The following is a 23,550-nucleotide window of genomic DNA, read 5'->3' on the forward strand; positions in this document are numbered from 1 at the left end:
GTCCTGACCGAGGGAAGAGCGGCTTCCGGCCGGCAGGCGGCTGCCCGTCCGAAGTCGAACTCCCTCGCCGCTAATCGCGGTAGGGATGTCAGAACGCCTCTAACGGCGTCCGCCAGGCGCTTGTGACATCGCTTCAGCGGCGCAGACGGCGCAGTTGTGCCAGATCGTCTGCGATCGCGTCCCGGCAGCTCGCCTCCATGCTGCGGTAGAGCGCCAGGACCTGATCCCCCAAAGGCGTCAGCGCCGCCCCGCCGCCGCCCTTGCCGCCGGTCAGCGTCGCCGCCACCGGCGCACCGAAGTAGAGGTTCATCTCCTCGACCAGCTGCCACGCCCGCCGGTAGCTCATCGCCATGCGTCGTCCCGCGGCCGAGATCGAGCCCGTCTCGCGGATCCCGTCGAGCAGGTCCGCCTTGCCCGGCCCGAGCATGATGGCATCGAGACGGATCCGCAGCTGGAAATCGAGGCGTTCGCGCATCCGACCAGCTTAGTGGACTACACGACCGCGTAGAAGCGACGCGCGCCGAACCCTTCGCCGGCTCCTCACCGTCCGCCGACGCGTCCATTGCGAGGGTGGGGGCCATGTCTGTCGAACCGCCAGGCCCGGTCGCCTCGTCGTGGATGGCCAAGCCCGTGGATGCGATCCCGACCGGTGCGCTGTCGCGACTCCGCGCCGAAGCCGCCGGGTGCCGCGCCTGCCCCCTGTGGCGTCCAGCGACCCAGACCGTGTTCGGCCGCGGGCGCGCCGCCGCGCGGCTGGTGCTGATCGGCGAGCAGCCAGGCGACCGCGAGGATCTCGCTGGGGCGCCGTTCGTCGGTCCTGCTGGACAGCTGCTGCGCGAGACGCTCGCGCAGGTCGGCATCGATGCCGCCTCCGTGTACTTCACCAATGCGGTGAAGCACTTCAAGTTCGTGCCGCGCGGCAAGCGCCGGTTGCACCAACGCGCCAACGCCGCCGAGCAGGCCGCCTGCCGGCCCTGGCTCGCCGCGGAGCTCGCGCGCATCGCGCCCGAGGTCGTCGTCGCGCTGGGCGCAATGGCCGCGCAGACGCTGTTCGGCAACGCCTTCCGCGTCACGGCCCAGCGCGGTGTCTGGCAGACCCTGCCCAACGCGCGGCCCGCGCTCGCGACCTGGCATCCGGCCGCGCTGCTGCGCATGCGGTCACCTGAACGCGCGCAGGCCGAGCGACAGTTCGCCGAGGATCTGGCCCGGGTCGCCGACCGCCTGGCCCACTGACGCCCTGCCTGCGGCCATTCGCCCCGCGCGGCCCGGTCCGCCCCTCGTGTATCGTCTGGCCCTCGTCCAGCGAGAGGCCAGACGCGCGCCGATGAGCATCTACGCATTGGAATCCGTGTTCCGGCCGGCCTCGGTCGCCGTCGTCGGCGCCAGCCCGCGTCCGCGCTCGCTCGGGCGACTGGTCCTGCAGCAACTGCGCGAGGGCGGCTTCGCGGGCCGGATCGGCCTGGTCAATCCGCGCCATGCGCAGATCGACGGCGTGGACGCGGTCACCACGCTCGAGGCGCTTCCGTTCGCGCCGGAACTGGTGGTCATCGCCGCCCCGCCGGCCGATGTGGCCGACGTCGCGCGCGCCGCCGCAGACCGCGGCGCCAAGGCCGCGATCGTGCTCACGCGTGACATGGGCGAGGGGCCGGGTTCGTACAACGCCGCGCTGGCCGACGTCGCGCGCACCCGCGGCCTGCGCATCGTCGGACCGAACTGCCTGGGGGTCATCGCGCCGCATGCCCGGCTGTTCGCGAGCTTCGCCGCGCATGCGCCGGCACCGGGCGAACTGGCCCTGATCTCGCAGTCCGGCGCCGTGGCCGCGGGCATGATCGAATGGGGCCGTTCGCGCGGGATCGGCTTCTCGGCCGTCGCCTCGCTCGGCGACGCGCTCGACGTCGATTTCGCCGACCTGCTGGACTACTTCGCCACCGACCGCCATACCCGCGCGATCCTGCTCTACGTCGAGCGCGTGCACGACGCCCGCAAGTTCCTGTCGGCGGCGCGTGCGGCCGCGCGCGCCAAGCCGGTCGTGGTGGTCAAGCCCGGCCGGCATGCGCGCAGCGCCGATGCGCCGCAGACGCACACTGCCGCGCTGGCCAGCCCGGATGCGGTCTACGACGCGGCGTTCCGGCGCGCCGGGCTGCTGCGCGTCCACGCGCTCGACGAACTGTTCGCGGCCGCGGCGACGCTGTCGCGGCTGCGGATGCCGCCGGGCAACCGCCTGGCGGTGATGACCAACGGGATCGGCGTGGGCATGCTCGCGCTCGACCGCCTGGTCGATCTGGGCGGCGAGCGCGCGGCGCTGTCGGACGCCACGCTCGAGACGCTCGATGCGGTGCTGCCGCGCGGCTGGTCGCGCCGCAATGCCGTCGACATGCTCGGCGACGCCGACGGCCCGCGCTATGCGGCGACGCTCGCTGCATTGCTGCAGGACCGCGACAACGACGCGATCCTGGTGATGAACGTCCCCACCGTGCTGTCGTCGCCGCCGGAGGTCGCGCGCGCCATCGTCGAGACGCTGCGCGCGCATCCGCGCGAGGCCGCCCGCAAGCCGGTGTTCGGCGTACTGGTCGGCGAGCATCCGGAGGCGCGGCGGATCCTGGCTGACGCCGGCGTGCACGCGTTCACCAGCGAGGCCGGCGCGGTGCGCGGCTTCATGTACCTGGTCCGTCACCAGCAGGCGCAGCGCGCGCTGATGGAGACGCCGCCCAGCCTGCCCGACGACTTCAATGTCGACGCCGCCGGCGCGCGCGCGGTCGTCGAGGCCGCGATCGCCGACGGCCAGCGCTGGCTCGATCCGCCGGCGATCGCCCGGCTGTTCGCCGCCTACGACATCCCGCTCGCCGAGGCGGTCCCCGTGCCCGATGCCGCGGCGGCGGCCGAGGCCGCAGCGGCGCTGCTCGAGCGCGGCGGCGCGGTGGCGGTGAAGATCTGGTCGCGCGACATCCCGCACAAATCCGACATCGACGGGGTCCGGCTGAATCTGGCGAGCGTGGACGCGGTGCGCGAGGCCGCGGACGACCTGTTGCGTTGCGCCCGCGCCGCGCGCCCACAGGCGCGGATCGACGGTGTGACCGTGCATCCGATGATCGTGCGGCCCAAGGCGCGCGAGCTGATCGCCGGCATCGCCGACGATCCGACCTTCGGTCCGGTCGTGGTGTTCGGCCGCGGCGGGACCGCGGTCGAGATCATCGACGACAAGGCCCTGGCGCTGCCGCCGCTGGACCTGCGCCTGGCGCACGAGCTGATCGGGCGCACGCGCGTGGCGCGCATCCTCAAGGCCTACCGCGACGTGCCGGCGGCCGACGAGCGGGCGGTCGCGCTGCTGCTGGTGAAACTGGCGCAGATGGCCGCCGACATCCCCGAACTCCAGGAGGTCGACGTCAATCCGCTGCTGGCCGATCGCGACGGCGTGATCGCGGTCGATGCGCGGGTCGCGGTCGGTCCGGTGCAGCGGCTGCATCCCGGTCGCGGGCACCCGCGCTTCGCGGTGTTCCCGTATCCGAAGGAGTGGGAGCGCACGATCGCGCTGGGCAACGGCACCGACGTGTTCGTGCGCCCGGTGCGGCCGGAGGACGAGGCGATGTTCCTGCGCTTCTTCGAGCAGGTGAGCACCGATGACCTGCGACTGCGCTTCTTCAGCGCGGTGCGCCACTTCAGCCATGAATTCATCGCCCGGCTGACCCAGCTCGACTACGCGCGCTCGATCGCGCTGGCGGCCATCGACCCGGCCAGTGGCGAGATGCTCGGCGCGGTGCGCCTGCTGGCCGACGCCAACTACGACACCGGCGAGTACGGGATCATGGTGCGCTCCGATCTCAAGGGCGCCGGTCTGGGCTGGCGGCTGATGCGGATCATGATCGAGTACGCCCGCTGGCAGGGGTTGCGGATGGTCGAGGGCCAGGTGCTCCGGGAGAACACCACGATGCTGGCGATGTGCCGCCAGCTGGGGTTTTCGATCACCGCCGATCCCGACGACGCGACGGTGGCGATCGTGCGGCTGCCGATCGCCTCCGAGCCACCGCCGCCGGTCTGAACGCCGGCGGGCGGCATCGCGCCGGTCACGACCTTGGCGGCGATAATGGCGCGGTGCGCAAGATCCTCCACATCGACATGGACGCGTTCTACGCGTCGGTGGAGCAGCGCGACGATCCGTCGCTGCGCGGGCGGCCGGTCGTCGTGGCTTGGCGCGGCGCGCGTTCGGTGGTCTGCGCGGCCTCCTACGAGGCCCGGCCCTACGGCGTGCGCTCGGCGATGCCGGCGGTGACCGCCGAGCGGCTGTGCCCGGACGCGGTGTTCGTGCCGCCGGATTTCGCGCGCTACAAGGCGGTGTCGCGTCAGGTGCGCGAGATCTTTCTGCAGCACACCGACCTGGTGCAGCCGCTGTCGCTCGACGAAGCCTATCTCGACGTCACCGCGCCCAAGATTCCTTCGCCCAGCGCGACCGCGACCGCGCAGGCGATCCGCGCGCAGATCCGCGAGGCGACGCAGCTGACCGCGTCGGCGGGCGTGGCGCCGAACAAGTTCCTGGCCAAGATCGCCTCGGACTGGCGCAAGCCCGACGGTCTGTTCGTGGTCAAGCCGGCGCAGGTCGAGGCGTTCCTGACCCCGCTGAAGGTCGGCCTGATCCCCGGCGTCGGCAAGGTGATGGAGAAGAAGCTCGCCGAGCTCGGGGTCACGACCGTGGGCGAACTGCGCGGGCTGTCGCGCGACGCGCTCGAGCAGCGCTTCGGCACCTTCGGCGCGCGGCTCCACCAGCGGGCGCGCGGCATCGACGACCGGCCGGTGGAACCGGACCAGCCGGTGCAGTCGATCTCCTCGGAGGACACCTTCGAGACCGACCTGCCGCTGGAGGACCTGGCGCCGATGATCGAGCGTCTCGCCGAGAAAACGTGGACGGCCACGCGCAAGACCGCGCGCGTGGGACGGACGGTCGTGCTCAAGCTCAAGACCGCGCAGTTCCGCATCCTCACGCGCAGCTTCACGCCCGAGGCACCGCCGGCCTCGCAGGCCGAGCTCACGCGGATCGCGCTGGCGCTGCGCGAACGCGTCGAACTGCCGGCCTCGACCCGCTACCGGCTGGTCGGCGTCGGGCTGGGCGGCTTCCGTGAGCCGGAGGAACTGCCGCTGCAGGCCGGGCTGTTCGGCGATGCCTGGCCCTGAGGCGGCTCAGGCGGCCTGCCAGTCGAAGGCCAGCGTCTCGTCGCGCGCGAAGCGCTGCAGGTGGTTCTCGATGATCTGCTGGTAGCGTGCCGTGGCCTCGGCATCGGGTTGGGTGAGCACGATCCGCAGCGCGTCGCCCTCGACGGCGAAGTCGGCACCCGCGTCCTCGCCGGCGAACGGGATGAAGGCGTGCGCATCGTGATCGCGGCGGATCTCGAACTTGTGCCGCCAGTGGTTGCACAGCGTGCGCAGCAGGCGCGTCGCGTCGTTGGAACGGGTGGTGGCGGTCGTGGTGATCGGCATCGCAGGGCTCCGGAGCAGGCGGCAACGCCGCCGGGCGAGCATAGGCGCGCGATGCGGCGCATGCACGCGTATCGGGGCGAACGCTGCGTTGCAGGCCGCCCGCGCGCGGGATGATGGCCCACACTAGGGCGCTCTTGTAGACGACGAGGCTCCGACGTGAACGATGCATCCGCGAAGACGACCGGCTTTCCCTGGCCGGTTGCGCTGTTCGATCTCGACGGCACCCTGGTCGACAGCGCGTCGGACATCGCCGCATCGGTGAATCGTCTGCTGGCCGACCTCGGCCATGCCGAGGTCGACGAGGCCACCGTGCGCAGTTGGATCGGCGACGGCGCGCGCCAACTCATCACCGCGGCATTGCGGCACGCCGGCGACGAGCGAGAGGTCGAGACGGTGATGCCGCGCTTCATGCAGCACTACCGCGATTGCCTGCTGCTCGATCCGCGCCCCTATCCCGACGTACCGGAGACGTTGCAGGCGCTGCGCGCGGCCGGCGTGCGGATGGCAGTGTGCACGAACAAGCCGGCGCCGTTCGTCGGGCCGCTGCTCGAGGCGCTGGACCTGGCGCAATACTTCGACGCGGTGCTCGGCGCGGGCGCGCTACCCGAGCGCAAGCCGCATCCGCTGCCGCTGCTGCACCTGGCCGGTCATTTCGGCGTCGACATCGAGCAGTGCCTGATGGTCGGCGATTCGTCGGCCGACGCGGGCGCGGCGATCGCGGCGGGCGCGCCGCTGGTGCTGGTGGCCTACGGCTACCGGCGCGACTTCGACCTGCACGGCTGCGGGGCGCACGCGGTCATCGACCGGTTCGGGCAACTGCTCGACCTGTGAGCGTTCGTCGTCGCCGGCGCGCGACACCCGGCGCGAGCGGAGGCGCGCCATGTTGTCCGGATGCACGGTGCGGCTGACATGCCGACATCGGGTCGAGCGCGCGTCTGCAGCGTCGATCCGGTTCAGTCGGGCGTCGAGCCCCGGCGCCCCCCTTTGCGCGCACGCGATGTCGACCTGCGCCTGGCGCGGCGGCCGAACGCCGCGATCAATCGCGCGAGCGCGTCGTCCTCGGCATAGAAGTAGGCGAGCGGCATGTCGAGCGCCTCGGCCAGGCGCTGCTGGATCCGCAGTGCGGGCTGGTGCACGCCGCGTTCGTAACGGTTGATCCGGGTACTGGCCACGAACTCGTCCAAGCCCACCTCGATGCCCAGGTTGCGCTGCGAGATGTCGCGGGTCTCCCGCGCTTCTCGCAGCCGGCGGCCGTAGACGGATGGGGGGTGTTCCTCGGACAAGCGCGCACGGATCCAGGGCGATCGTGCAAGAGAGCTTCCGGACCGCCGCGCGTCGGCGAAACTACGTTTAACGTAGTTCGCCGGAGCGGCCCGTGATCGATCGCGGTCGTTGCGGGGCGGACGCGCGTCGGGGGCCGGCGCGGTGTTGGCTGCGTGGGTCGTGGTCGGGGTGCAGGCGAATCCGCGCAGTGCCTGCCGGGTACCACGCCGAGTCGCGGCCCGATATCCGCTTGGTCGTCGCGGCACCCGGCAGGCGCTTCCGGGCGATCCGTCGGCGGGTCGGATCCAGGCGATCCGTCGGCGGATCGGAGAGCGCGGGTGCGTGAGGTCGATCGTGTGCGCGAGGCCTGCAGGTTCGACAGCGCCGGATCAGCGGTCCTGCGCGGGCACGGAGGCCTGCTGCGCGGCGTACCACGCGGCATACGGCGAATTCCGGGCGAGATGCCGGGTGTAGTCCTTCGCGCCGTCCGTCCACCAGACCGGCCCGCGTTCGCCGAGCGCATGCTTGGCGAGGTCGACCCGGCGGCGCGCGTCGGCGAGCGCAGCGGCGTCGTCCGCGCGCTGCGCGTGCTGGACGGCGCGGCGTGCCGCCATGAGTTCGGAGACCAGGCGCTGGTGTGCGTCCGGGTCCAGGCCCGGATCGGCGGTGCGCCACAGCCGCCCGCGCACGACCAGGTAGCGGCCGTCGGGCGTCGTCAGTGGCGGGGCGCGTGCGGGCATGCGGTCTCCAGGGCGCCCGAGCTTAGGCGGGACGATGTCGTGCGAGCGACACGGGGGAGACGACATCCGCTTCACGGAAATCCAAGGAGGCGGTCGCCAGGATCGGGAATCCGGGCCATGTTGCGACATGGCCGTCCCGCAGGAGGTTTCGATGTCCGCAATGCGCTTCGCTCGTCCGCATGTCCGCCGTTTCGCCCGCGCGGTCGCCCTGGGGCTGGTGTCCGGCAGCCTGCTCGCCGCGTGTTCGTCCGGCGACGACGTGCCGGCCGGCGCGCAGCCGCCCGATGCGCCGGCGCCTGCCGCGCGGCCGGCGCCGCCATCAGCGCCGGAGACGCCAGCGCCTGCGGCGGATACGGCCTCTGCGCCCGCCGGAGAAGGCGGCACGGTCGGCGGCGACGGCTCTCAGATCGAACTCGGTGGGTTGAGCGAGCAGGAGGTCGGCGACGCGGCGCTCGAGGGCGAACTGGCGTGCAGCTTCTCGCAGAACGGCGCGCCGCCGTTGCTGTTCGCGAAGGGCAGCGTGGGGTCGGGCGATCCTTCGCAGGGCGTCGTGAAGGTGGGCAGCTACGTGGAGCCGGTGCGTGCGCCCGGCGGTTTCGACGGCATGACCAGCAACCCGACGTTCTCCGGGCAGGGCAAGACGATCCGCATCGTGGAGACCGGGACGGCGGTCGGGGGCGGCGAGTCGCCCCCGCGTCCGGCGACGCTGACCTACCTGCGTGCCGATGGCGCGAGCCGCACGTTCGAGGGGCAGTGGCAGTGCGGGCCGTGAGCCGGTGCGTTGCCTGAGGCGCCAAGCGCGCCTTTCGGGCGCGTCTGCATCGCAACGGGCCGCAAACGGCGCGATCGGCGCCGTCTGCGCCGCCGCTCAGGGCGCGACGGTCCCTTCGATGGAATCGTCGAGCGTCTTGCCGATCGCGGCGCCGATCGCCATCTTCGTGGCCGCGACGAAATCGCCGTGCTTGTTGTCCCAGTAGTAGCCGGCGACCGGCTGCACGCGGATGACGGTGATCCGCGGGTCGTCCTTGCCCTCGGTGAACCAGGTCTTCATGACCGGGCTCCACAGCGCCTCGATGCGGTCGCGGTCGCGACTGATCGTGGCGTGGCCGTCGAGCACCAGGAAGCCGGCATGCTTGGATGCCTGCAGGAACAGGCGCACGTTCGGATCGGCCTCGATCTCGGCGTTCTTGTGGCTGTCGGCGGCGCTGAGGAACCACAGCGCGCCGGTGTCGTCCGCCTGCTTGATCGACATCGGGCGCGTGCCGCCGGTATCGCTGCCCGGCAGCGGCGTGGTGCAGAAGAAGCAGGAGCCGGCATCGTCGGACATGTCGCGGATGCGCGCGGTTGCGTCGGTGGCGGACAGGTCCCGGCGATTGTCCTCGGGCTGGTTGCGGTTGATCGAATCCATGGCTGTCTCCGTCGTGAGAAGTGGTGGGCCCGTCGCGCCGCGAGGCGCCGGCCGGTGGGACAGCGTGGAAGCGCGGGGGTGATTTGGGCGTGACCCCCGTGGCGCCGCGCCCATGGCGGCCGGGCGGTGTTCCAGCTTGCGTCGCAGCGCGAGGCCTGCGACCGTCGCCGGATGACGAAGGTGATCTCCTCTCCAGCGCTGTCGCCCGCCGGCCGCGCCTTCTCGGTCGTGGCATTGGTCGAAGCGTTCACGTGGGCCGGCCTGCTGGTCGGCATGGTCCTCAAGTACGGCACCGGCACCACGGAAGTGGGCGTGTGGTGGTTCGGACGCCTGCACGGCGCCGCGTTCCTGGCCTATCTGGCGGTCGCGCTCGTCGCCGCGTGGCGGCTGCGCTGGCCCTGGTGGGCCTGCGCACTGGCGATCCTGGCGGCATTGCCGCCGCTGGCGACGCTCGCGCTTGAGATCTGGTATCGGCGCCGTGGGCTGTTGTCGCGCGAGCGGACGGCGGCCTGACGGCGTCGACGGGCCGCACTCGCGCCGTCGCCCGAATGCGCGGCGACGCCTCGCTCAGCCATCGCGACCGAGCTGCTGCGAAAGCTCTCGCGTGAGACGCCGCCGCGCGAGCAAGCCCTGCAGCTGCCGTGCCTTGATCGTGGTCGGGCGCAACTGCGCGATGCCGTCTGGTCCGTCCTCGACCCGATAGCGCCGCGACGCGCCGCACAGCTCGGCGTGGCTGGCGGTGATCGTCACGACGGTGATCTCCACGCACTGCAGCGGCATGTCGGGCCGGATGTCCGGATTTTCGGTGCAGGCGCGTTCGATCATCGTGCTGAAGCGGCCGAGGTCCTTCTCCTCGCCGCTGCGCAACGGGCCGACGTTGGTGGCGCCCCGCGCGTCGTCGGCCTCGACCTGATGCCGGTCCTGCCAGCGCTCGTTGCGCTCGGGAATGACCGCGCGGACGACGCGGCCGTCCGGTCCGGTGAGGTCGAGGACGATGTCGAGCAGGTAGACCGGCTCCAGGCCCAGGTTGGTCACGAAGCAGTGCGCGCTCATGCCGCGTCCTGCGCCGGACGTGATCAGGATCGACGGGCGATGCTGCCGCCGGTAGCTCGACAGGAACACGTTGAGGTAGACGATCCAGATCAGCGCCGTCAGCCCGCTCATGCCCGCGGCGATGAGCGGTGCGTAGTCGAGCAGCGTCTGCAGCACGGAGACCTCCTGGGCCGGCATCGGGCGGGGGAAGGCCGGCCACTGTGACCGCAGCGCCGTGGGGCCGGCGACAAGGCCGGGCACGCGCTGTTTGCCGATCGTGCCCAATCGCATGCGGCCGGCCGCGGCGCGGCGTCGCCTGGGACGCGCGGCGTAGAATGCGGGCTCCCTGCACGCTAGGAGAGCGTCGATGCGTCGTTTCCGTCTGTCCGCGGTTTTCTTCCTGATGTTCGCGACGCTGGCGCTGGCCGCCTGTTCGTCGGGCAAGCCCGAGGCGGCGGTCGAGGCGTTCTACGAGGCCGCGGCGAAGGGCGATGTCGAGAAGGCCACCGCGCAGGTGTCGTTCGCCGACGTGCCGGCCAATGGCATGGTGCAGGCCAAGGGCAAGGTGCAGATGATCGTCGGCGAGATGCAGTCGCGGATCGATGCCAACGATGGCCTGGACGAGGTGGAGGTGCTCGAGTCCACCGTCGACGAGGGCGGCGAGACCGCCCGCGTGCAGGTGCGCGTGGTGTTCGCCAACGGCAAGGACCTGACCGAGACGCATCGCATGGTCCGCGACGACGGCAAGTGGAAGATCCGCCTGCGCTGAGCCGCAGGCAATGATCCGCTGGGCGCTGGCGCTGCTGGCATTCTGCCTGGCGTCGGTGTGCCTCGCAGGCGGCCCGGCACCGCCCGCCGATGCGCAGGCCGGGGATCTGGTGTTCCGGCGCGGGACCGAATCGGTCAGCGCGATGGTGCTGGCGGTCGACGGCGGCGAGTTCAGCCACGTCGGCATGCTGGTCGGCCATGCCGGCGCCTGGCAGGTCGTGCACGCGACACCATCGGAAGTACGCGGCCGCGCCGACGGCGTGGTCGTCGACGACCTGGCCTTCTTTCTCGATCCGGCCCGCAGCCGCGGGCACGCGTTCTACCGCGTCGACGCACCCGCCGGCCGCCGCGACGCCGCCGTCGGGCATGCGCTGGCCAGGCGCGGCACGCCGTTCCGCATGGCCGACCCGGCCGGCACCTACTGCACGCTGCTGGTCTGGGAAGCCTGGCGACGCGCCGGGATCGACCTGGACGTGCACTTCACCCGGCTGGCGCTGCCGTTGATGCAGGGCGACTACCTGCTGCCCACGCCGCTCAGCCGCTCGGCGCGGCTGCGGCGCCGAGCGGTTGCTGAGGACGGCGGTTGACCGCCCATACGGCCCGGATCGCCGCGCGCCTGCGCTGGGCCGGTCGAATCGCTCTGAACGGGCGGATCGCCCGGAGCGATGCCGCCCGGCTGTGACCACGGCCCCATTCGCGCAGGGCGCGGGCGATTAGGCTGGTCCACGGGGGATCCTTCCGACGGACTGGAGGCAGGCACGATGAACAGGCGTGGACGCGTGATCGCAGGGATGGTGGCGTTGGTGCTGGGGATCGTGACGGTGGGCAGCGTCGCCGCGCGCTGGCCGATCCTGGGGCAGGAATGGGCCGAGTGGACGCGCTACGACGCGGCCGGCAATGCGATCGGCGGGGGACGGATCGAGTGCGACGGCACGGTCCAGACCTGGGGCGATGCTGGCCGGGCACAGGGCTTCACGATTTATCCCTGCCAGTAAGTACGGTAGCGGGCGGACGGTGTCCGCCCGCTGTTCCGGCGCCGAAGCAGGGTGCGCCTTCGTGATCGGACACGACAGGTTCGAGTAGGCGAAGAACGGCACCGGCGTGCGGTGCCGGCGCCAGCAAGGCCAAGAGTACGACGGGCAGGATTGCCTTCACACACTGACAAGTTCGGATGTCGCGTCGCGAATGTGCATCGGCGCTACGGTGTGTCATGCGTCGAAATGTTGCACGCCTGCCATCGACTCTGATCGGAGGCAGGACCATTGCGCACCTGCCGCACCTCGAGGCCCGATACGCTTTGGGCCAGGCAGAATTTGCCGGCGTAACTTCGGTTGCTCCAGCCCCGCCGTGTTTCTACCGATGCATTGATGAAAGCGTCGTATCGCACGCCCAGGCGCAGAGCACCCACGCTGCCGCGGGTCTTCAGGCTCGGTCGATCCACGCCGTATTGGATGCAGTCGGACACGGCTAAAGGATCGATGCCATCGGGCGCGACGGCCGTCCATATCTCCCGCACTTCCGCGCCTGCCGCATCGATCTCCGACACGATGATGGCGTCGACCTTGAGGTCCGTGCCCGATGGCCGTGTCTCCGCCGGAATGCTGAAGCAAGGAACTCCTTCCTTGTTTTGGATCGCCATCGTCAGCATGCGTTGGTTCGCATCGCACGCAGGGGCGACCGTGAGAACCGCGAGCATGATGGCGGCAAGGCCGGGCGTGGTTCGTACAGGGCTCATGGCAGGCTTCTCCGGTCGGTCGGATCTTCGATGAAGAGCGACAGCGCATCCTCCAGCAAGACCAGCGCATCGGGATCGTTGCGATATTTGCTCTCGTACATCGCGTGGCGTGCGTTCCTGAATTTCACGAGGTAGTAGTCCGCGATGATGTTGCCCTGGGCTTCCATGTTGAAGTCGCCGATTTTCTTGCCGGGCATCAACGTGTAGTCGTACGAGAGCCCGATCCTGAAGGCGCCGCGCGCCTTGACCGGGTAGTTGAGTTGGTGCTGCCACACATGCACCATTTCGTGCATGAACCAACGCTGGTCCCGGAGGCCGGACGAAGAGAAATCTTCCTGAAAGTACTCCGGATTGAAGTACATCTCCCCGTTCGGCGTCATGGCCGTATCGTCGGGCTGCAGCCCGAACCACAGGTACTCGCCGTTGTGGATGCGGACCTTGTCGTAATCGACGGCGTCGCCGAACACCAGTCGCGACATGGCGATCTCGCCCGCCGTCATCGGCCGCGATTCGCCTTCCGGCGTGCTGACCGGGCGCGTCGAGCTGCCCACCTGCGCATCGGTCGTCGCGACACCTTCGAGATCGAAACGCAGCATCGCCTCGTCGTCGGCGCCGTCGGTTCGCGCGGCGCAGCAGCCAGCCGAGGCCCTGCCGCGAAGCTCGGCCTTCACGATGGCCACAGGCGTATCGGTCGCGATCCGCCGCGTGCGTCCGGCATCGTCGGTGGTGCCTTCCACGATGCGGCCGTCCTCGAGTTCCAGCCGGTAGTCGACGTCGGCCAGCAGCGCGCCGTTCGCGTTGGCGAACTGCAGTTGCTCGTCGTAGCGCGCAGCGCCCACCGCGGCGAGCGCAGCGGCCGCGGCCAGCAGGCCGCCCGTTCCGCCCGACGATGCGCCGCTCGACGTTCCGTCCTCGATCAGGACGCGTCGCTGCGAGCCGGCCACGAGTACGCAGCCGCAGGCGCAGCGGTCGCCGTCGCGCGCCACGGCGGCGCCGTCGATGCGCGTCGTCGGATCGCCCGTGGCGATGCTGGTCGCGCCGTGCCGGCCGCAGACGACCGCATCGCCGACTCGGGCGACGGGCTTGCCCTCGATATCGGTGAACGGAGAGCCGGCGACGATCGCGCCGCCGCTGCTGGTGCCATCGCCCACGACCGCCCACATTCTGGACATCCTTTGTCTCCCGGTGCATCCCTTCGCCTGCCGAGGGTAGCAAAAGGCCGCGACGGCGAGGCGCGGACCGGCACATGCGATCGCGGGGAGGTGTGGAGCGACATGCACGGGCGGCGGCGCGCCCGCCATGCCCGCGCAAGCGGACATCCAGGCGCCAGGCTGCCCAGGAGACGGCGTGCCCCGGCTAGTACACCTGCCGCGCTTCCGGCGGTGGCGGGTTCCACTGGTAGAGCCAGGTCTCGCTGAGCGCGTCGCCGGTGGCCGGGTCGCGCAGGAACAGGCGGATGTCGAGCTGGCCGGTGCCGGGGCCGGGCGGCACGACGTCGAACATCACGCGGTAGCCCTCGACCGCGTGCAGCGGGCGGGCCGAGACGGTCTCCAGGCGGCCTGCGGTGGCCTGCAGGACCGGTTCGACCGTGGCGTTGCGGGCGGCCAGCGCGGCCAGCACGCCGCCGGCGAAGTCGACCGCGAAGCGCTGCGACCACTGTTCGCGCGCGAAGCCGATGCGCCCGCCCAGGCCGGTGCGCGTGGCGACGCACGTGGCCAGCGGGGGGCGCGCAGGCATCGCCTCGCCCCAGAACAGGCGGTAGCCGAACAGCAGCTCGCGGCCGGGCTCGACCGGCTGCGCGGGGTGCCAGAAGGCGACGACGTTGTCGAAGGTCTCGTCGACGGTCGGGATCTCGACCAGCTGCACCTCGCCGCGCCCCCAGCCGTCGCGCGGTTCCACCCACAGCGAGGGGCGGCGTTCGTAGAAGACGCCATCGTCCTGGTAGTGGTCGAAGTCGCGGTCACGCTGCAGCAGGCCGAAGCCGCGCGGGTTGTCGTCGGCAAAGGCGTTGAAGCGCAGCGCACGCGGGTTCTCCAGCGGGCGCCAGAGCCACTCGCCGCCGCCGGTGTGCAGTGCCAGGCCGTCGCTGTCGTGGATCTCGGGCCGCCAGTCCCAGGCCATGCGACGGTCGTTCTCGCCCGTCTGGTACATGCTGGTCGCCGGCGCGATGCCCAGGCGTTCGATCGCGGTGCGCGGGTAGAGCGCGCAGTCGACGTCCATCACCAGCGGCTCGCCGGGGGTGATGGCGAAGCGGTAGGCGCCGGCGACCGACGGCGAGTCGAGCAGCGCGTAGACGACGACGGTGTCGCTGTCGGGCGCGGGACGCTCGAGCCAGAAGTCGGTGAAGTCGGGGAATTCCTCCGGGCGCGGCAGGCCGGTATCGACCGCCAGGCCGCGCGCCGACAGGCCGTACTGGCCGCTGGCACCGACGGCGCGGAAGTAGCTCGCGCCGAGGAACGCGGCGAAGTCGCGCTTGGGATCGCTGCGCCGGTTGAGGCGGAAGCCGGCGAAGCCCAGGTCGGCGGGCAGCGCGGCGCCGTCCAGGCCCGAGGCGCCGTAGTCGAACATCGCCGGATCGTAGGCGATCTCGCGCGCCTGGCCGTCGGCCAGCGCATGCATGCGGACCGGCCGCTTGAAGAACAGGCCCAGGTGGAAGAACTGCGCGAGATGACGCGTGTCGTCCTCGTGCCACAGCGCGTGATCCTGACGGAAGCGCAGGGCCTGGTAGGCGTCCCAGTCGAGCGCGGCGACCGCATCGGGCGGCGTGGCCGGGCGCGGCGCGTGCGGCTGTGCGGCCAGCGCGCGGGCGCGGCCCTTGAGCGCTGCGAAGTCGAACGGGGCCGGCGCGCCCAGGCGCAGCGCGGCGAGGACGGAGGTCGGCAGGGCGGCGGTGCAGAGGGCGGCCAGTCCGCCGTGCAGGAACGAGCGTCGATGCATGGAGGGCGCAGCTTGGGGCGGAGCGCGCATCCTAGCCAAGCGGCGGCAAGGTCCCGTTATGGTGCGACGGCACTGCCTGCACGGGCGCTGCACATCGGCGCCCCTAGGCTGGCGCACCCTCGAAGAGGCCCCGCACGGCCGCGATCCATGTCCGGATCGGCCCCCGCGCGGCGACCTGAGCGCAGCCGGACTTCTCCCATGCAGTTGTTCAAGTGCGACCGTTGCGGGCAGGTGCTGTACTTCGAGAACACCGAGTGCGTGCGCTGCGGCGCGCGACTGGGCTTCGTGCCCGAGCGGGTGACGCTCGGCGCGCTCGCGCCCGACGGGGAGACCTGGACGCTGCAGGCGCATCCGGGCACGCGCTACCGGTTCTGCGGCAATGCCGCGCATTCGGCCTGCAACTGGCTGCTGCCGGCCGACGATTCCGATCCCTACTGCCGTGCCTGCCGCCACAACCGCACGATCCCCGACCTTTCCGACGACGACCGGTTGCAGGCCTGGCGGCGGATCGAGGTCGCCAAGCGCCGGCTGTTCTACAGCCTGCTGCGGCTACGCCTGCCCACGCCCACCGTCGACAGCGGCGATCCCGAGCCGCTGTCGTTCGACTTCCTGGCCGATCCGCCGGGCGGGCCCCGGGTGATGACCGGCCACGACAGCGGCCACATCACCATCGCGCTGTCGGAGGCCGACGACGCCCGCCGCGAGGCGGCGCGGGTCTCGATGGGCGAGCTCTACCGCACGCTGCTGGGCCATTTCCGCCACGAGATCGGTCACTATTACTGGGATCGGCTGGTGCGCGACGGCGGCGAGGCGGAACTCGCCCGTTGCCGCGCGCTGTTCGGCGACGACCGGCAGGACTACGGCCAGGCGCTGCAGCGCTACTACGCCGACGGCGCGCCCCCGGACTGGCAGGACGGCCATGTCAGCCCATACGCCACGATGCACGCCTGGGAGGACTGGGCCGAGACCTGGGCGCACTACCTGCACATCGTCGACACGCTGGAGATGGCCGCCGCGTTCGGCATCCGCATCGCGCCCGACATCGTCGACGACGAGACGATGGAAGCCGAGATCACGTTCGACCCCCACCACGTGGCCGACCTGCAACGCCTGATCGACGCCTGGCTGCCGCTGACCTACGCGGTCAACAGCCTCAACCGCGCGATGGGCCAGCCCGACCTGTATCCGTTCTCGATCGCGCCGCCGGTGCAGGCGAAGATGGCCTACATCCACGGCCTGATCCGGCGCGCGGGCGGGCAGCGGGGCGCGGCTCAGCCGTAGTAGGCCAGGAACATGTCCACGGCGGACTCGGCGACGCGCGTCTGCCGTTCGGCCGATAGCGGCGGCTGGCCCATCGACAGCTGCGGCCACAGCGCGAAGCTCTTGACCAGCCCCTGCAGCTGCATCGACGCGAACGCCGGGTCATCGGTCCTGAGCCGGCCGTCGGCCGCCGCAGCGCGGATCCAGACCGTCATGCCCGCCTCGCGATCGCCCAGGCGCGCGAGCAGGTCGCGCGCCAGAGCGGGGGAATGGATGCCCGCGGCGATGGCGACGCGCGCCAGGTCCACGAACTCGGGATCGTGCAGCAGCCGCAGCTTCTGGCCCACCAGTTCCAGCAACTGCGGGCGCAGCGGGCGGTCGGCGCGGTAGGCGAGGTCGGGGCCGCAGACGCCGCGCTCGAGCATCGACTCGAGGATGCGCAGGAACAGCACGTCCTTGCCGGGGAAGTGGTTGTAGACGGTGCGCTTGGAGACGCCGGCGCGGGCGGCGATGCGGTCCATGCTCGTGGCCTCGTAGCCCGCGGCCCGGAACTCGGCCACCGCCGCGTCCAGGATCGCCAGGCGCTTGCGGTCGGTAAGCCGGGCGGGGGGCAGGTCGGGGTCCATTCCCCGGATTCTACACCGATGGGTTTACTTTCGACCCCGGATAAATAAACTGCACGGTGTAGTTCATCCGGAACCCTGCGATGCGCGGCGCCCTGCCCTCGTCCATGCGGCCACACCGCCGCCGCGTCGTCACCGCCCTGTCCCTCCTCGGAGCCTGCATCGTGAGCGCCTGCCTGCTGTCGTTCTTCCGTACCAGCCATCCGGTCGCCGACTACGCGACCTCTCCCCAGACCGCTGAGGGGCGTTTCCGCAATCCGCTGCCGCGGCCGCCCATGGGTGTGGGCAAGACCGCCAAGCTGTTCTGGGAGATGCTGTTCCGCAAGCCGGCCGGCACGGTGCCGGCCAGCGCGCCGGCGGTGCTGCCGCTGACCCGGACCGAGCTCGAGGCCGCCCCCGACCGCAGCGCGTGGCGGCTGGGTCACTCGACCGTGCTGCTCAAGCTGCGGGGCGGGTTCTGGATCACCGATCCGGTCTTCGCCGAGCGCGCCTCTCCGGTGGGATGGGCCGGGCCGAAGCGGTTCCATGCGCCGCCGATCGCGCTCGAGGCGCTGCCGCCGCTGCGCGGCGTGCTGCTCTCGCACGACCACTACGACCACCTCGACCGCGAGACGGTGCGCGCGCTGGCCGAGCGCGCGGGCGTGTTCTTGACGCCGCTGGGCGTCGGCGACCGGCTGGTCGCATGGGGCGTGCCGGCGGCGAAGGTGCGCCAGTTCGACTGGTGGCAGGGCACGACGATCGGCGGCCTGCGCTTCACCGCCACGCCGGCCCAGCATTTCTCCGGGCGGGGGCTGTTCGACAGCGACCGCACGCTGTGGGCGTCGTGGGTGATCGAGGACCGTGCGACGGTCGACGGCGACCCGGGCCTGCGGCTGTTCTTCAGCGGCGACACCGGCTACTTCGACGGGTTCGCGGAGATCGGCCGGCGCTTCGGGTCGTTCGACGTGGCGATGGTCGAGACCGGCGCCTACGACCGCCGTTGGGCGTTCGTGCACATGCAGCCCGAGCAGACCGTACAGGCGCACCTCGACCTGGGGGCGCGCGTGCTGCTGCCGGTGCACAACGGCACCTTCGATCTGGCGATGCACGTCTGGGACGAGCCGTTCGAGCGTGTCGGCGCGCTCGCGGCCGAGCGCGGCGTCGCGCTCGCGACCCCGCGCATGGGCGAGCGCGTGGATCTGGCTGCGCCGCAGGCCACGACCGCATGGTGGCGGGAGTGAGGCGGCCAGCGATGGCCGCCTCCGCTCACCACAAGCCCAGCACCTTCCACCACAGCAGGCCGACCGTCGCGTAGACCGCCAGCTGCATCACGCACATCGCCAGGCCCACGCGCCACCAGGTGCCGAGGGTCACGTAGCCGCTTCCGAAGATCACCGGCGAGGTGCCGGTGGCGTAGTGGGTCAGCGTCATCATCGCGGTCGAGCCGGCGACCATCATCAGCACGAACGGCACCACGTAGTCCGCCGGGACCAGCTGCACGCCGACGGTGAGAAAGGCGAGCATCATCGCGCTGATGTGCGCGGTGGTGCTGGCGAACAGGTAGTGCGAGAACACGAACAGCAGCACCAGTACCGCCGCGGCCGCCTGCCAGCCCATGCCGCTGCCGGCGATCGCGTCGCGCATGCCACCGGAGAACCAGCCGATCACGCCGAGCTTGTTGAGCTGCTCGGCCATCATCACCAGCGCGCCGAACCAGATCAGCGTGTCCCACGCGCTCTTCTCCGACAGCACGTCGTCCCAGTCGATGGTGCCGGTGATGATCAGCGCGAACAGGCCCAGGAACGCGACCACGGTGGGGTCGAGCAGGAACGCATCGCCCAGCAGCATCGCCGGCACGTTGGCCCACAGCAGCAGGAGCATCGCGAAGGTGCCCAGCATCACCTTCTCCTTGGGCGCCAGCGGCCCCATCGCGACCAGTTCGTCGTGGGCGAAGCGCGGCGCGTCCGGTGTCGCGCGCAGCTCGGGCGGCGACAACAGATGCACGACCAGCGGCATCGCCAGGATGCACACCAGACCCGGCAGCAGCATGCACAGCGCCCAGGTCGTCCACGACAGCTGGAAATCCCCGCCGGTCGCGCGCGCCACGTAGTCGACGACCAGCGGATTGGGCGCGGTGGCGGTGACGAACATGCCCGAGGTGATCGGATTGGCGTGCATGTTCACCAGCGCCAGGTAGGTGCCGACCTTGCCCTGCGTGCCCTTGGCCGGATCGGAGCCGAACGCGCTGGCGATCGAGCGCATGATCGGGTGCACCACGCCGCCGCCGCGCGCGGTGTTGCTCGGCGTGAACGGCGCCAGCAGCAGGTCGCAGGCCGCCAGGCCGTAACCGATGCCGATCGAGCGCCGCCCGAGCAGGCGGATGAACAACAGGCCGATGCGGTTGCCCAGCCCGGTCTTCTTGACGCCGCGCGAGATCAGGATCGCAACGACGATCAACCAGATCAGCGGGCTCGACAGGCTGCCCAGTGCATCGCGCATCGCGCCGGCCGACGAATCGGCGGTCACCTGCGACAGCGCGACGATGACGATCGCCATCATCGCCATGACCCCGATCGGCATCACCTTGAGGATGATCGCCACGATGGTCGTCAGGAAGATCGCGACCAGGCGCCAGCCCTCGGGCGTGAGACCCTCGGGACGAGGCAGCAACAGCAACGTCAGCAGGACCGCGGTGGCGATCGCGGCCGGCACGATGCGGAACGGCACGACGTCGCGGAAGTGGGCGAGGGTGTCGCGGATGGCGCGCAAGGGGGGCTCCGTGCGCGCGGGTCGAGGCGCGCCTCGCGCCCATTGTCGCCGATCGCCGCGGGCGCGCGGTGTCAGCGCCGCGTCGCGAGCACGCCGTCGAGCGCCGGCCGCGCCTGGAAGCCGGCCGCTTCGAGTCGGCGCGCGACCTCGCGCGGCACGTCGCGTCCGGAGGTCAGGCGGTTCGGGCTGCCGGTGTAGTGGAACAGCCGCCCGCCGCGCCGCGGCACGCGCGCCAGCTGCTCGTAGAAATGCCGCGAGTAGAGCTCGCCGGCGATACCGAAGCGCGGCGGATCGTGCAGCGCGACGTCCATCGAAGCGTCAGCGACGCCTGCGATGGCCTCGGCGACGTCGGCATGCGCCAATGCCAGCCGCCCCTGCGCATCGGGGGCGTCGGGATCGGGCGACCACGGATTGAGCGTGCGCAGCCACAGCACGTCCGCGTTCTTCTCGAACGAGCGGACGTGTGCGGCGCCCGCTTCCAGGCAGCAGGCGGCGAAGTAGCCCAGGCCGCCGCAGGTGTCGAGCACGCGCGCGCCGCGCGGCGACACCAGCGCCACCTTGCGCCGCGCGTCCTCGAACGGCGACTCCCTGGCGGTGGGCAGCATCTTGATGCCGTCGATCTCGAACGTGGGCGCGCCCCAGGGCGTGGGGACGAGCTTGATCAACGCGCCGTCGTAGCGCGAGACCGGGGCCCAGTCGTCGCCATCGCGGACGTAGAGCGTGCGGTCCTTCAGTCGCGCGGGCCAGGGATAGCGGATGCCCTGCCATGTCCAGTGCGACGCGGCGAGCGTCGCGACGCCGGTGCTGCGGCCCAGGTCCAGCGACCCGGCCCACTCGGCCGCTCCCATGCGCTGCGCGGCCCGCATCGCCTCCGCGGTCTCTCGGGTCAGCAGGGGGCCGGGGGTCTGGAACACGGGAGCAGGCGGGCGAGAGGTGGGCAGGCATCGTAACCGAGGCGCATCGCGCGCCGCCGCGCAGTTGCAATCGCAGGCGGGTCATGCCTTCGCTCGCAAGTTCCTCATCCCGGTAAACCTGCCTTGAACGCGATCGGCGCGAATGCGTCGAGCGGGGGTGAAGGTTTGCGTGCCCTTCAGGCGGCCCGGTCTTTACTGCGCCCCGCGAGGCTCCCCCGGGCCTTGCGCAATCTCCCGCAGATGCGCGCGTCGCGCATCCAAGAACAAGAAGGATGGCCCCGATGAAGAAGCTCCTGATCCCCGCCGCGATTGCCGCCGCGCTGTGCGCCCCGTCCGCGTTCGCCCAGAGCATGGGCGGCGACACCTACCGCCCCGACCTGCAGGTCGGCGAGGGCAATGCCTTCATCGCGGGCAGCGTCGGCCGCACCGACGGCGGCACCGCCGGCCGCTTCGGCACCGGCGACTTCAACGTCTTCGAGAGCCGCGACGGTCGCAAGACCGGTTACGGCCTGGTCGGCGGCTACCGCTGGAAGGTCGCGCAGAACTTCGGCCTGGGCCTGGAAGGCGGCTACACCGACCTCGGCAACCTGGTCGTCAAGAACGCGTTCAACAGCGACGACATCAACCAGCGCGAGGACACCAACGCGCTGCGCGGCTGGGTCGCCGGCGGTAACGCGCGCCTGAACATCACGCCGCAGTGGTATGTGGGCGCACGCGGCGGCTACTTCCGCGCCTCGGACAACAATGCCGACTACTACAACAACGTCGGCCAGGACCTGGGCCTGGAAAGCGGCGGACGCGATGGCCGCAACAGCTGGTACGCCGGCGTGGGCACCGGCTGGAATGCGACCGAGAACTTCAGCATCGGCCTGCACTACGACTACTTCCGCGCCAAGTCCGGCGACCTGCGCGACCCGGTGTCGGGCGTGAAGTTCGAAGGGCCCAAGCGCTCGACCGCGCTGCTGGGCCTGACCGCCGAATACGCGTTCTGACCGACGCGCAAGGGCCGGGGCCGAATGGCCCCGGCCAGGACGCATACGGGCGCCTTCGGGGCGCCCGTATGCGTTTGCGGAAGCCCGCGGATCGAGCGGCGCGAGGCCGGGGCGTCATGGCGCTCGCGGTGTCGTTGCACGGTGCCCGGTGCCGAATGCCCACGTACGCGCGGACGTGCGCGATGCACCGCGCGCCGTCCGCCGGCGGGGTGGTCGGAATCGAATGCGAAGGTGTCGTGGACCGGCTCGCGCGGGAGCCGCAGGCTGGCGCATCGACGCGCGCCGCCGGACCGCAGCGAACGTCAGCCGGCGGCGAGCATCGTGGGCGCGGCAGGCGAGCCGGTCGCGGGCATCGCGGGAGCGAGCCGGTCGGCCAGGCCGTCCTGGTAGCTGCCGTCGGCGTTGCGGATGCGCAACCGGGCGCTCGGTCCGATGAGGTCGCGCAGCGTCGAGCCTTCGGTGGCGCTCTGGCGGCTGAGGAACGAGGCGACCAGGCGGCCGGACCCGTCCTGGCGCAGGACCCACAGGCGCAGGCTCATGTCGTATTCCAGCGTGAAGCTGTCCATCGATCGCATCCTCGAAAACGGGCACCGTGCGCGCAGGCGCACGAAGACAAGAAGGGATGCGGCGATTGTGCGCAGCGGGGCATCCGGGACACGTGAACCGTGCCGGGCGCGGCGTGCAATGCGTGCAACGAGTCGCGGGTCGAGCACGACGCGTGCGTGGCGCGTTCGGCGAGCCGGAAACGACGGTGGGCTCAGCGCGACGGCAGGCGGCTGCGGCGATGGTGCGCGGCGATCATGCGCGCGAGCGCCTCGTCCTCGGCATAGAAATACGCGACCGGCAGGTCGAGCACCGCGGCCAGGCGCTGCAACGTCTGCAGGTCGGGCTGGTGCACGCCGGTCTCGTAGCGGTTGACGCGGGTACTGGCGACGAAGTCGTCGAGCCCGGCTTCGATGCCGAGGTTGCGCTGCGAGACGCCATGGGCCTCCCGCGCCTCGCGCAGCCGACGGCTGAAGACAGGCAGGTTCTCTCGGACGGCCACGCTCGCATCGCATCCCGGACTTCGGCGTCGGGAAGCTTCCGGAACGTCGCTTGACTTCGATACTACGTTAAACGTAGTTTCGGTGTCTGTCCGCGTCCGGCCTCGCGTGGCCGGGCCGCCCTGCCGGCATGCCGGCGCCCATCCGACGGAGTGCGACATGGACGAAGCCCGCCACCCGGCGCGACGCGGGATGCGCATCGACGACCTCGCGCTCGGCGCGTCGACCCAGGGGCCGCTGCGCCGGATCCTCGACCTCGTGCAGGGCACGCCCGGCGCGGTGCTCGCCGACGTGCGGGTCGCGACGCTGGAGCGCGCGCAGATCGAGACGCTCAGCCGGCTCGCGCTGCGCGAGGCCGACGCCTGCGTCGACCGGTCGAGGATGCTGCTGCACCTGCTCGAACTGTCGATGCCGCGGTGTGCGCCCGATCCGCAGCGCGTCACGGAGATCACCCAGCACGCGGCCCGGCTGATCACCGATGCGAAGATCTGGCGGGAACTGGCCGGCAACGCGACGTTTTACGTCGAGCATCCGGACGTCGCGGCGCGGCTCAGGCACGACCTCGCCGGCGCGCCGCGGGCACCGGTCGAAGCCTGAAGGGCGGGCAGGGCCGCCGCTCGG

At 71.2% G+C, this 23,550-nt stretch carries 27 protein-coding genes; 13 read left to right on the plus strand and 14 right to left on the minus strand.

What is annotated here, in order from left to right:
* Positions 1-133: 133 nt before the first annotated feature.
* Positions 134-475: a LysR family transcriptional regulator gene (locus tag WQ56_RS14260; RefSeq protein WP_047137810.1), complete on the minus strand. Its 342-nt coding sequence runs from the start codon at positions 473-475 to the stop codon at positions 134-136.
* Between the two features lie 104 nt (positions 476-579).
* Here WQ56_RS14260 and WQ56_RS14265 point away from each other — a divergent pair, with 104 nt between their 5' ends.
* The 3 genes from WQ56_RS14265 (at position 580) to dinB (ending at position 5,163) form a co-directional block, all read left to right on the plus strand.
* Positions 580-1,233 carry a UdgX family uracil-DNA binding protein gene (locus tag WQ56_RS14265; RefSeq protein WP_047137811.1) on the plus strand — a complete coding sequence of 218 codons (654 nt, stop codon included), beginning with the start codon at positions 580-582 and terminating at the stop codon, positions 1,231-1,233.
* A gap of 91 nt (positions 1,234-1,324) precedes the next feature.
* Positions 1,325-4,036 (plus strand): bifunctional acetate--CoA ligase family protein/GNAT family N-acetyltransferase, encoded by a 2,712-nt coding sequence (locus tag WQ56_RS14270; RefSeq protein WP_047137812.1) that lies wholly within the window; start codon positions 1,325-1,327, stop codon positions 4,034-4,036.
* Between the two features lie 53 nt (positions 4,037-4,089).
* Positions 4,090-5,163: a DNA polymerase IV gene (gene dinB, locus WQ56_RS14275; protein ID WP_047137813.1), complete on the plus strand. Its 1,074-nt coding sequence runs from the start codon at positions 4,090-4,092 to the stop codon at positions 5,161-5,163.
* 6 nt (positions 5,164-5,169) lie between these two features.
* On the opposite strand, the gene WQ56_RS14280 is transcribed toward dinB, so the two are convergent.
* Positions 5,170-5,466, minus strand: a complete 297-nt coding sequence (locus WQ56_RS14280; protein ID WP_047137814.1) for a DUF2218 domain-containing protein — start codon at positions 5,464-5,466, stop codon at positions 5,170-5,172.
* A gap of 156 nt (positions 5,467-5,622) precedes the next feature.
* Between WQ56_RS14280 and gph the strand changes: the two genes are divergently transcribed.
* Entirely contained in the window at positions 5,623-6,297 is a 675-nt protein-coding gene (gene gph, locus WQ56_RS14285; protein ID WP_047137815.1) for a phosphoglycolate phosphatase, read from the plus strand.
* A 122-nt stretch (positions 6,298-6,419) separates the two neighbouring features.
* On the opposite strand, the gene WQ56_RS14290 is transcribed toward gph, so the two are convergent.
* Both WQ56_RS14290 and WQ56_RS14295 read right to left on the minus strand, forming a co-directional pair.
* Positions 6,420-6,749: a helix-turn-helix transcriptional regulator gene (locus WQ56_RS14290; protein ID WP_047137816.1), complete on the minus strand. Its 330-nt coding sequence runs from the start codon at positions 6,747-6,749 to the stop codon at positions 6,420-6,422.
* 369 nt (positions 6,750-7,118) lie between these two features.
* Entirely contained in the window at positions 7,119-7,469 is a 351-nt protein-coding gene (locus WQ56_RS14295) for a hypothetical protein (RefSeq protein WP_047137817.1), read from the minus strand.
* A 151-nt stretch (positions 7,470-7,620) separates the two neighbouring features.
* Between WQ56_RS14295 and WQ56_RS17780 the strand changes: the two genes are divergently transcribed.
* Complete coding sequence (locus WQ56_RS17780) at positions 7,621-8,241, plus strand: hypothetical protein (protein WP_156170551.1); 621 nt, start codon at positions 7,621-7,623, stop codon at positions 8,239-8,241.
* A 96-nt stretch (positions 8,242-8,337) separates the two neighbouring features.
* On the opposite strand, the gene WQ56_RS14305 is transcribed toward WQ56_RS17780, so the two are convergent.
* Positions 8,338-8,877 carry a pyridoxamine 5'-phosphate oxidase family protein gene (locus WQ56_RS14305; protein WP_047137818.1) on the minus strand — a complete coding sequence of 180 codons (540 nt, stop codon included), beginning with the start codon at positions 8,875-8,877 and terminating at the stop codon, positions 8,338-8,340.
* Between the two features lie 180 nt (positions 8,878-9,057).
* Here WQ56_RS14305 and WQ56_RS14310 point away from each other — a divergent pair, with 180 nt between their 5' ends.
* Positions 9,058-9,390, plus strand: a complete 333-nt coding sequence (locus tag WQ56_RS14310; protein ID WP_197076497.1) for a DUF3817 domain-containing protein — start codon at positions 9,058-9,060, stop codon at positions 9,388-9,390.
* 54 nt (positions 9,391-9,444) lie between these two features.
* On the opposite strand, the gene WQ56_RS14315 is transcribed toward WQ56_RS14310, so the two are convergent.
* Positions 9,445-10,086 (minus strand): hypothetical protein, encoded by a 642-nt coding sequence (locus WQ56_RS14315; RefSeq protein ID WP_156170552.1) that lies wholly within the window; start codon positions 10,084-10,086, stop codon positions 9,445-9,447.
* 190 nt (positions 10,087-10,276) lie between these two features.
* Here WQ56_RS14315 and WQ56_RS14320 point away from each other — a divergent pair, with 190 nt between their 5' ends.
* The 3 genes from WQ56_RS14320 to WQ56_RS14330 all read left to right on the plus strand — a co-directional run bounded on the left by WQ56_RS14320 (position 10,277) and on the right by WQ56_RS14330 (position 11,672).
* Positions 10,277-10,678, plus strand: a complete 402-nt coding sequence (locus WQ56_RS14320; protein WP_082132429.1) for a DUF4878 domain-containing protein — start codon at positions 10,277-10,279, stop codon at positions 10,676-10,678.
* Positions 10,679-10,688: 10 nt separating this feature from the next.
* The gene (locus WQ56_RS14325; RefSeq protein ID WP_052773024.1) at positions 10,689-11,264 is read left to right on the plus strand and encodes a YiiX/YebB-like N1pC/P60 family cysteine hydrolase; all 576 of its coding nucleotides are present in this window, start codon (positions 10,689-10,691) and stop codon (positions 11,262-11,264) included.
* Between the two features lie 174 nt (positions 11,265-11,438).
* Positions 11,439-11,672, plus strand: coding sequence for a DUF6289 family protein (locus tag WQ56_RS14330; RefSeq protein ID WP_156170553.1), 234 nt, complete (start codon positions 11,439-11,441; stop codon positions 11,670-11,672).
* A 203-nt stretch (positions 11,673-11,875) separates the two neighbouring features.
* Here WQ56_RS14330 and WQ56_RS18750 read toward each other — a convergent pair whose 3' ends face one another.
* From WQ56_RS18750 to WQ56_RS14340, 3 genes are all read right to left on the minus strand, one after another.
* On the minus strand, positions 11,876-12,412 hold the full coding sequence (locus WQ56_RS18750; RefSeq protein WP_156170554.1) for a hypothetical protein: 537 nt from the start codon (positions 12,410-12,412) through the stop codon (positions 11,876-11,878).
* Positions 12,409-13,584: a PAAR domain-containing protein gene (locus tag WQ56_RS18190; protein WP_197076498.1), complete on the minus strand. Its 1,176-nt coding sequence runs from the start codon at positions 13,582-13,584 to the stop codon at positions 12,409-12,411. Before WQ56_RS18190 ends, WQ56_RS18750 begins: the two co-directional genes overlap by 4 nt.
* 184 nt (positions 13,585-13,768) lie before the next feature.
* Positions 13,769-15,349 (minus strand): glucan biosynthesis protein D, encoded by a 1,581-nt coding sequence (locus WQ56_RS14340; RefSeq protein ID WP_047137866.1) that lies wholly within the window; start codon positions 15,347-15,349, stop codon positions 13,769-13,771.
* 198 nt (positions 15,350-15,547) lie between these two features.
* Between WQ56_RS14340 and WQ56_RS14345 the strand changes: the two genes are divergently transcribed.
* Positions 15,548-16,630: a putative zinc-binding peptidase gene (locus tag WQ56_RS14345; protein ID WP_047137867.1), complete on the plus strand. Its 1,083-nt coding sequence runs from the start codon at positions 15,548-15,550 to the stop codon at positions 16,628-16,630.
* Here the strand turns inward: WQ56_RS14345 and WQ56_RS14350 are convergent.
* The gene (locus WQ56_RS14350) at positions 16,621-17,235 is read right to left on the minus strand and encodes a TetR/AcrR family transcriptional regulator (RefSeq protein ID WP_047137822.1); all 615 of its coding nucleotides are present in this window, start codon (positions 17,233-17,235) and stop codon (positions 16,621-16,623) included. The two genes, WQ56_RS14345 and WQ56_RS14350, sit on opposite strands and share 10 nt — an antisense overlap.
* Positions 17,236-17,339: 104 nt before the next feature.
* Here WQ56_RS14350 and WQ56_RS14355 point away from each other — a divergent pair, with 104 nt between their 5' ends.
* The gene (locus WQ56_RS14355) at positions 17,340-18,452 is read left to right on the plus strand and encodes an MBL fold metallo-hydrolase (protein WP_082132435.1); all 1,113 of its coding nucleotides are present in this window, start codon (positions 17,340-17,342) and stop codon (positions 18,450-18,452) included.
* A 25-nt stretch (positions 18,453-18,477) separates the two neighbouring features.
* Here the strand turns inward: WQ56_RS14355 and WQ56_RS14360 are convergent, their stop codons facing one another.
* On the minus strand, positions 18,478-19,980 hold the full coding sequence (locus tag WQ56_RS14360) for a DASS family sodium-coupled anion symporter (protein ID WP_047137823.1): 1,503 nt from the start codon (positions 19,978-19,980) through the stop codon (positions 18,478-18,480).
* Positions 19,981-20,051: 71 nt separating this feature from the next.
* Positions 20,052-20,846 (minus strand): SAM-dependent methyltransferase, encoded by a 795-nt coding sequence (locus tag WQ56_RS14365; RefSeq protein WP_197076502.1) that lies wholly within the window; start codon positions 20,844-20,846, stop codon positions 20,052-20,054.
* A gap of 329 nt (positions 20,847-21,175) precedes the next feature.
* Between WQ56_RS14365 and WQ56_RS14370 the strand changes: the two genes are divergently transcribed.
* Complete coding sequence (locus WQ56_RS14370) at positions 21,176-21,886, plus strand: outer membrane beta-barrel protein (protein WP_052773025.1); 711 nt, start codon at positions 21,176-21,178, stop codon at positions 21,884-21,886.
* Positions 21,887-22,188: 302 nt separating this feature from the next.
* Here the strand turns inward: WQ56_RS14370 and WQ56_RS14375 are convergent, their stop codons facing one another.
* Positions 22,189-22,452, minus strand: a complete 264-nt coding sequence (locus tag WQ56_RS14375) for a hypothetical protein (RefSeq protein WP_047137825.1) — start codon at positions 22,450-22,452, stop codon at positions 22,189-22,191.
* Positions 22,453-22,643: 191 nt separating this feature from the next.
* Positions 22,644-22,931: a helix-turn-helix transcriptional regulator gene (locus WQ56_RS14380; protein WP_047137826.1), complete on the minus strand. Its 288-nt coding sequence runs from the start codon at positions 22,929-22,931 to the stop codon at positions 22,644-22,646.
* 157 nt (positions 22,932-23,088) lie between these two features.
* Between WQ56_RS14380 and WQ56_RS14385 the strand changes: the two genes are divergently transcribed.
* Complete coding sequence (locus WQ56_RS14385) at positions 23,089-23,526, plus strand: hypothetical protein (RefSeq protein ID WP_047137827.1); 438 nt, start codon at positions 23,089-23,091, stop codon at positions 23,524-23,526.
* The last annotated feature ends 24 nt before the right edge of the window (positions 23,527-23,550 follow it).

Source organism: Luteimonas sp. FCS-9 (assembly GCF_001014645.1).
Classification (GTDB): Bacteria; Pseudomonadota; Gammaproteobacteria; order Xanthomonadales; family Xanthomonadaceae; genus Luteimonas.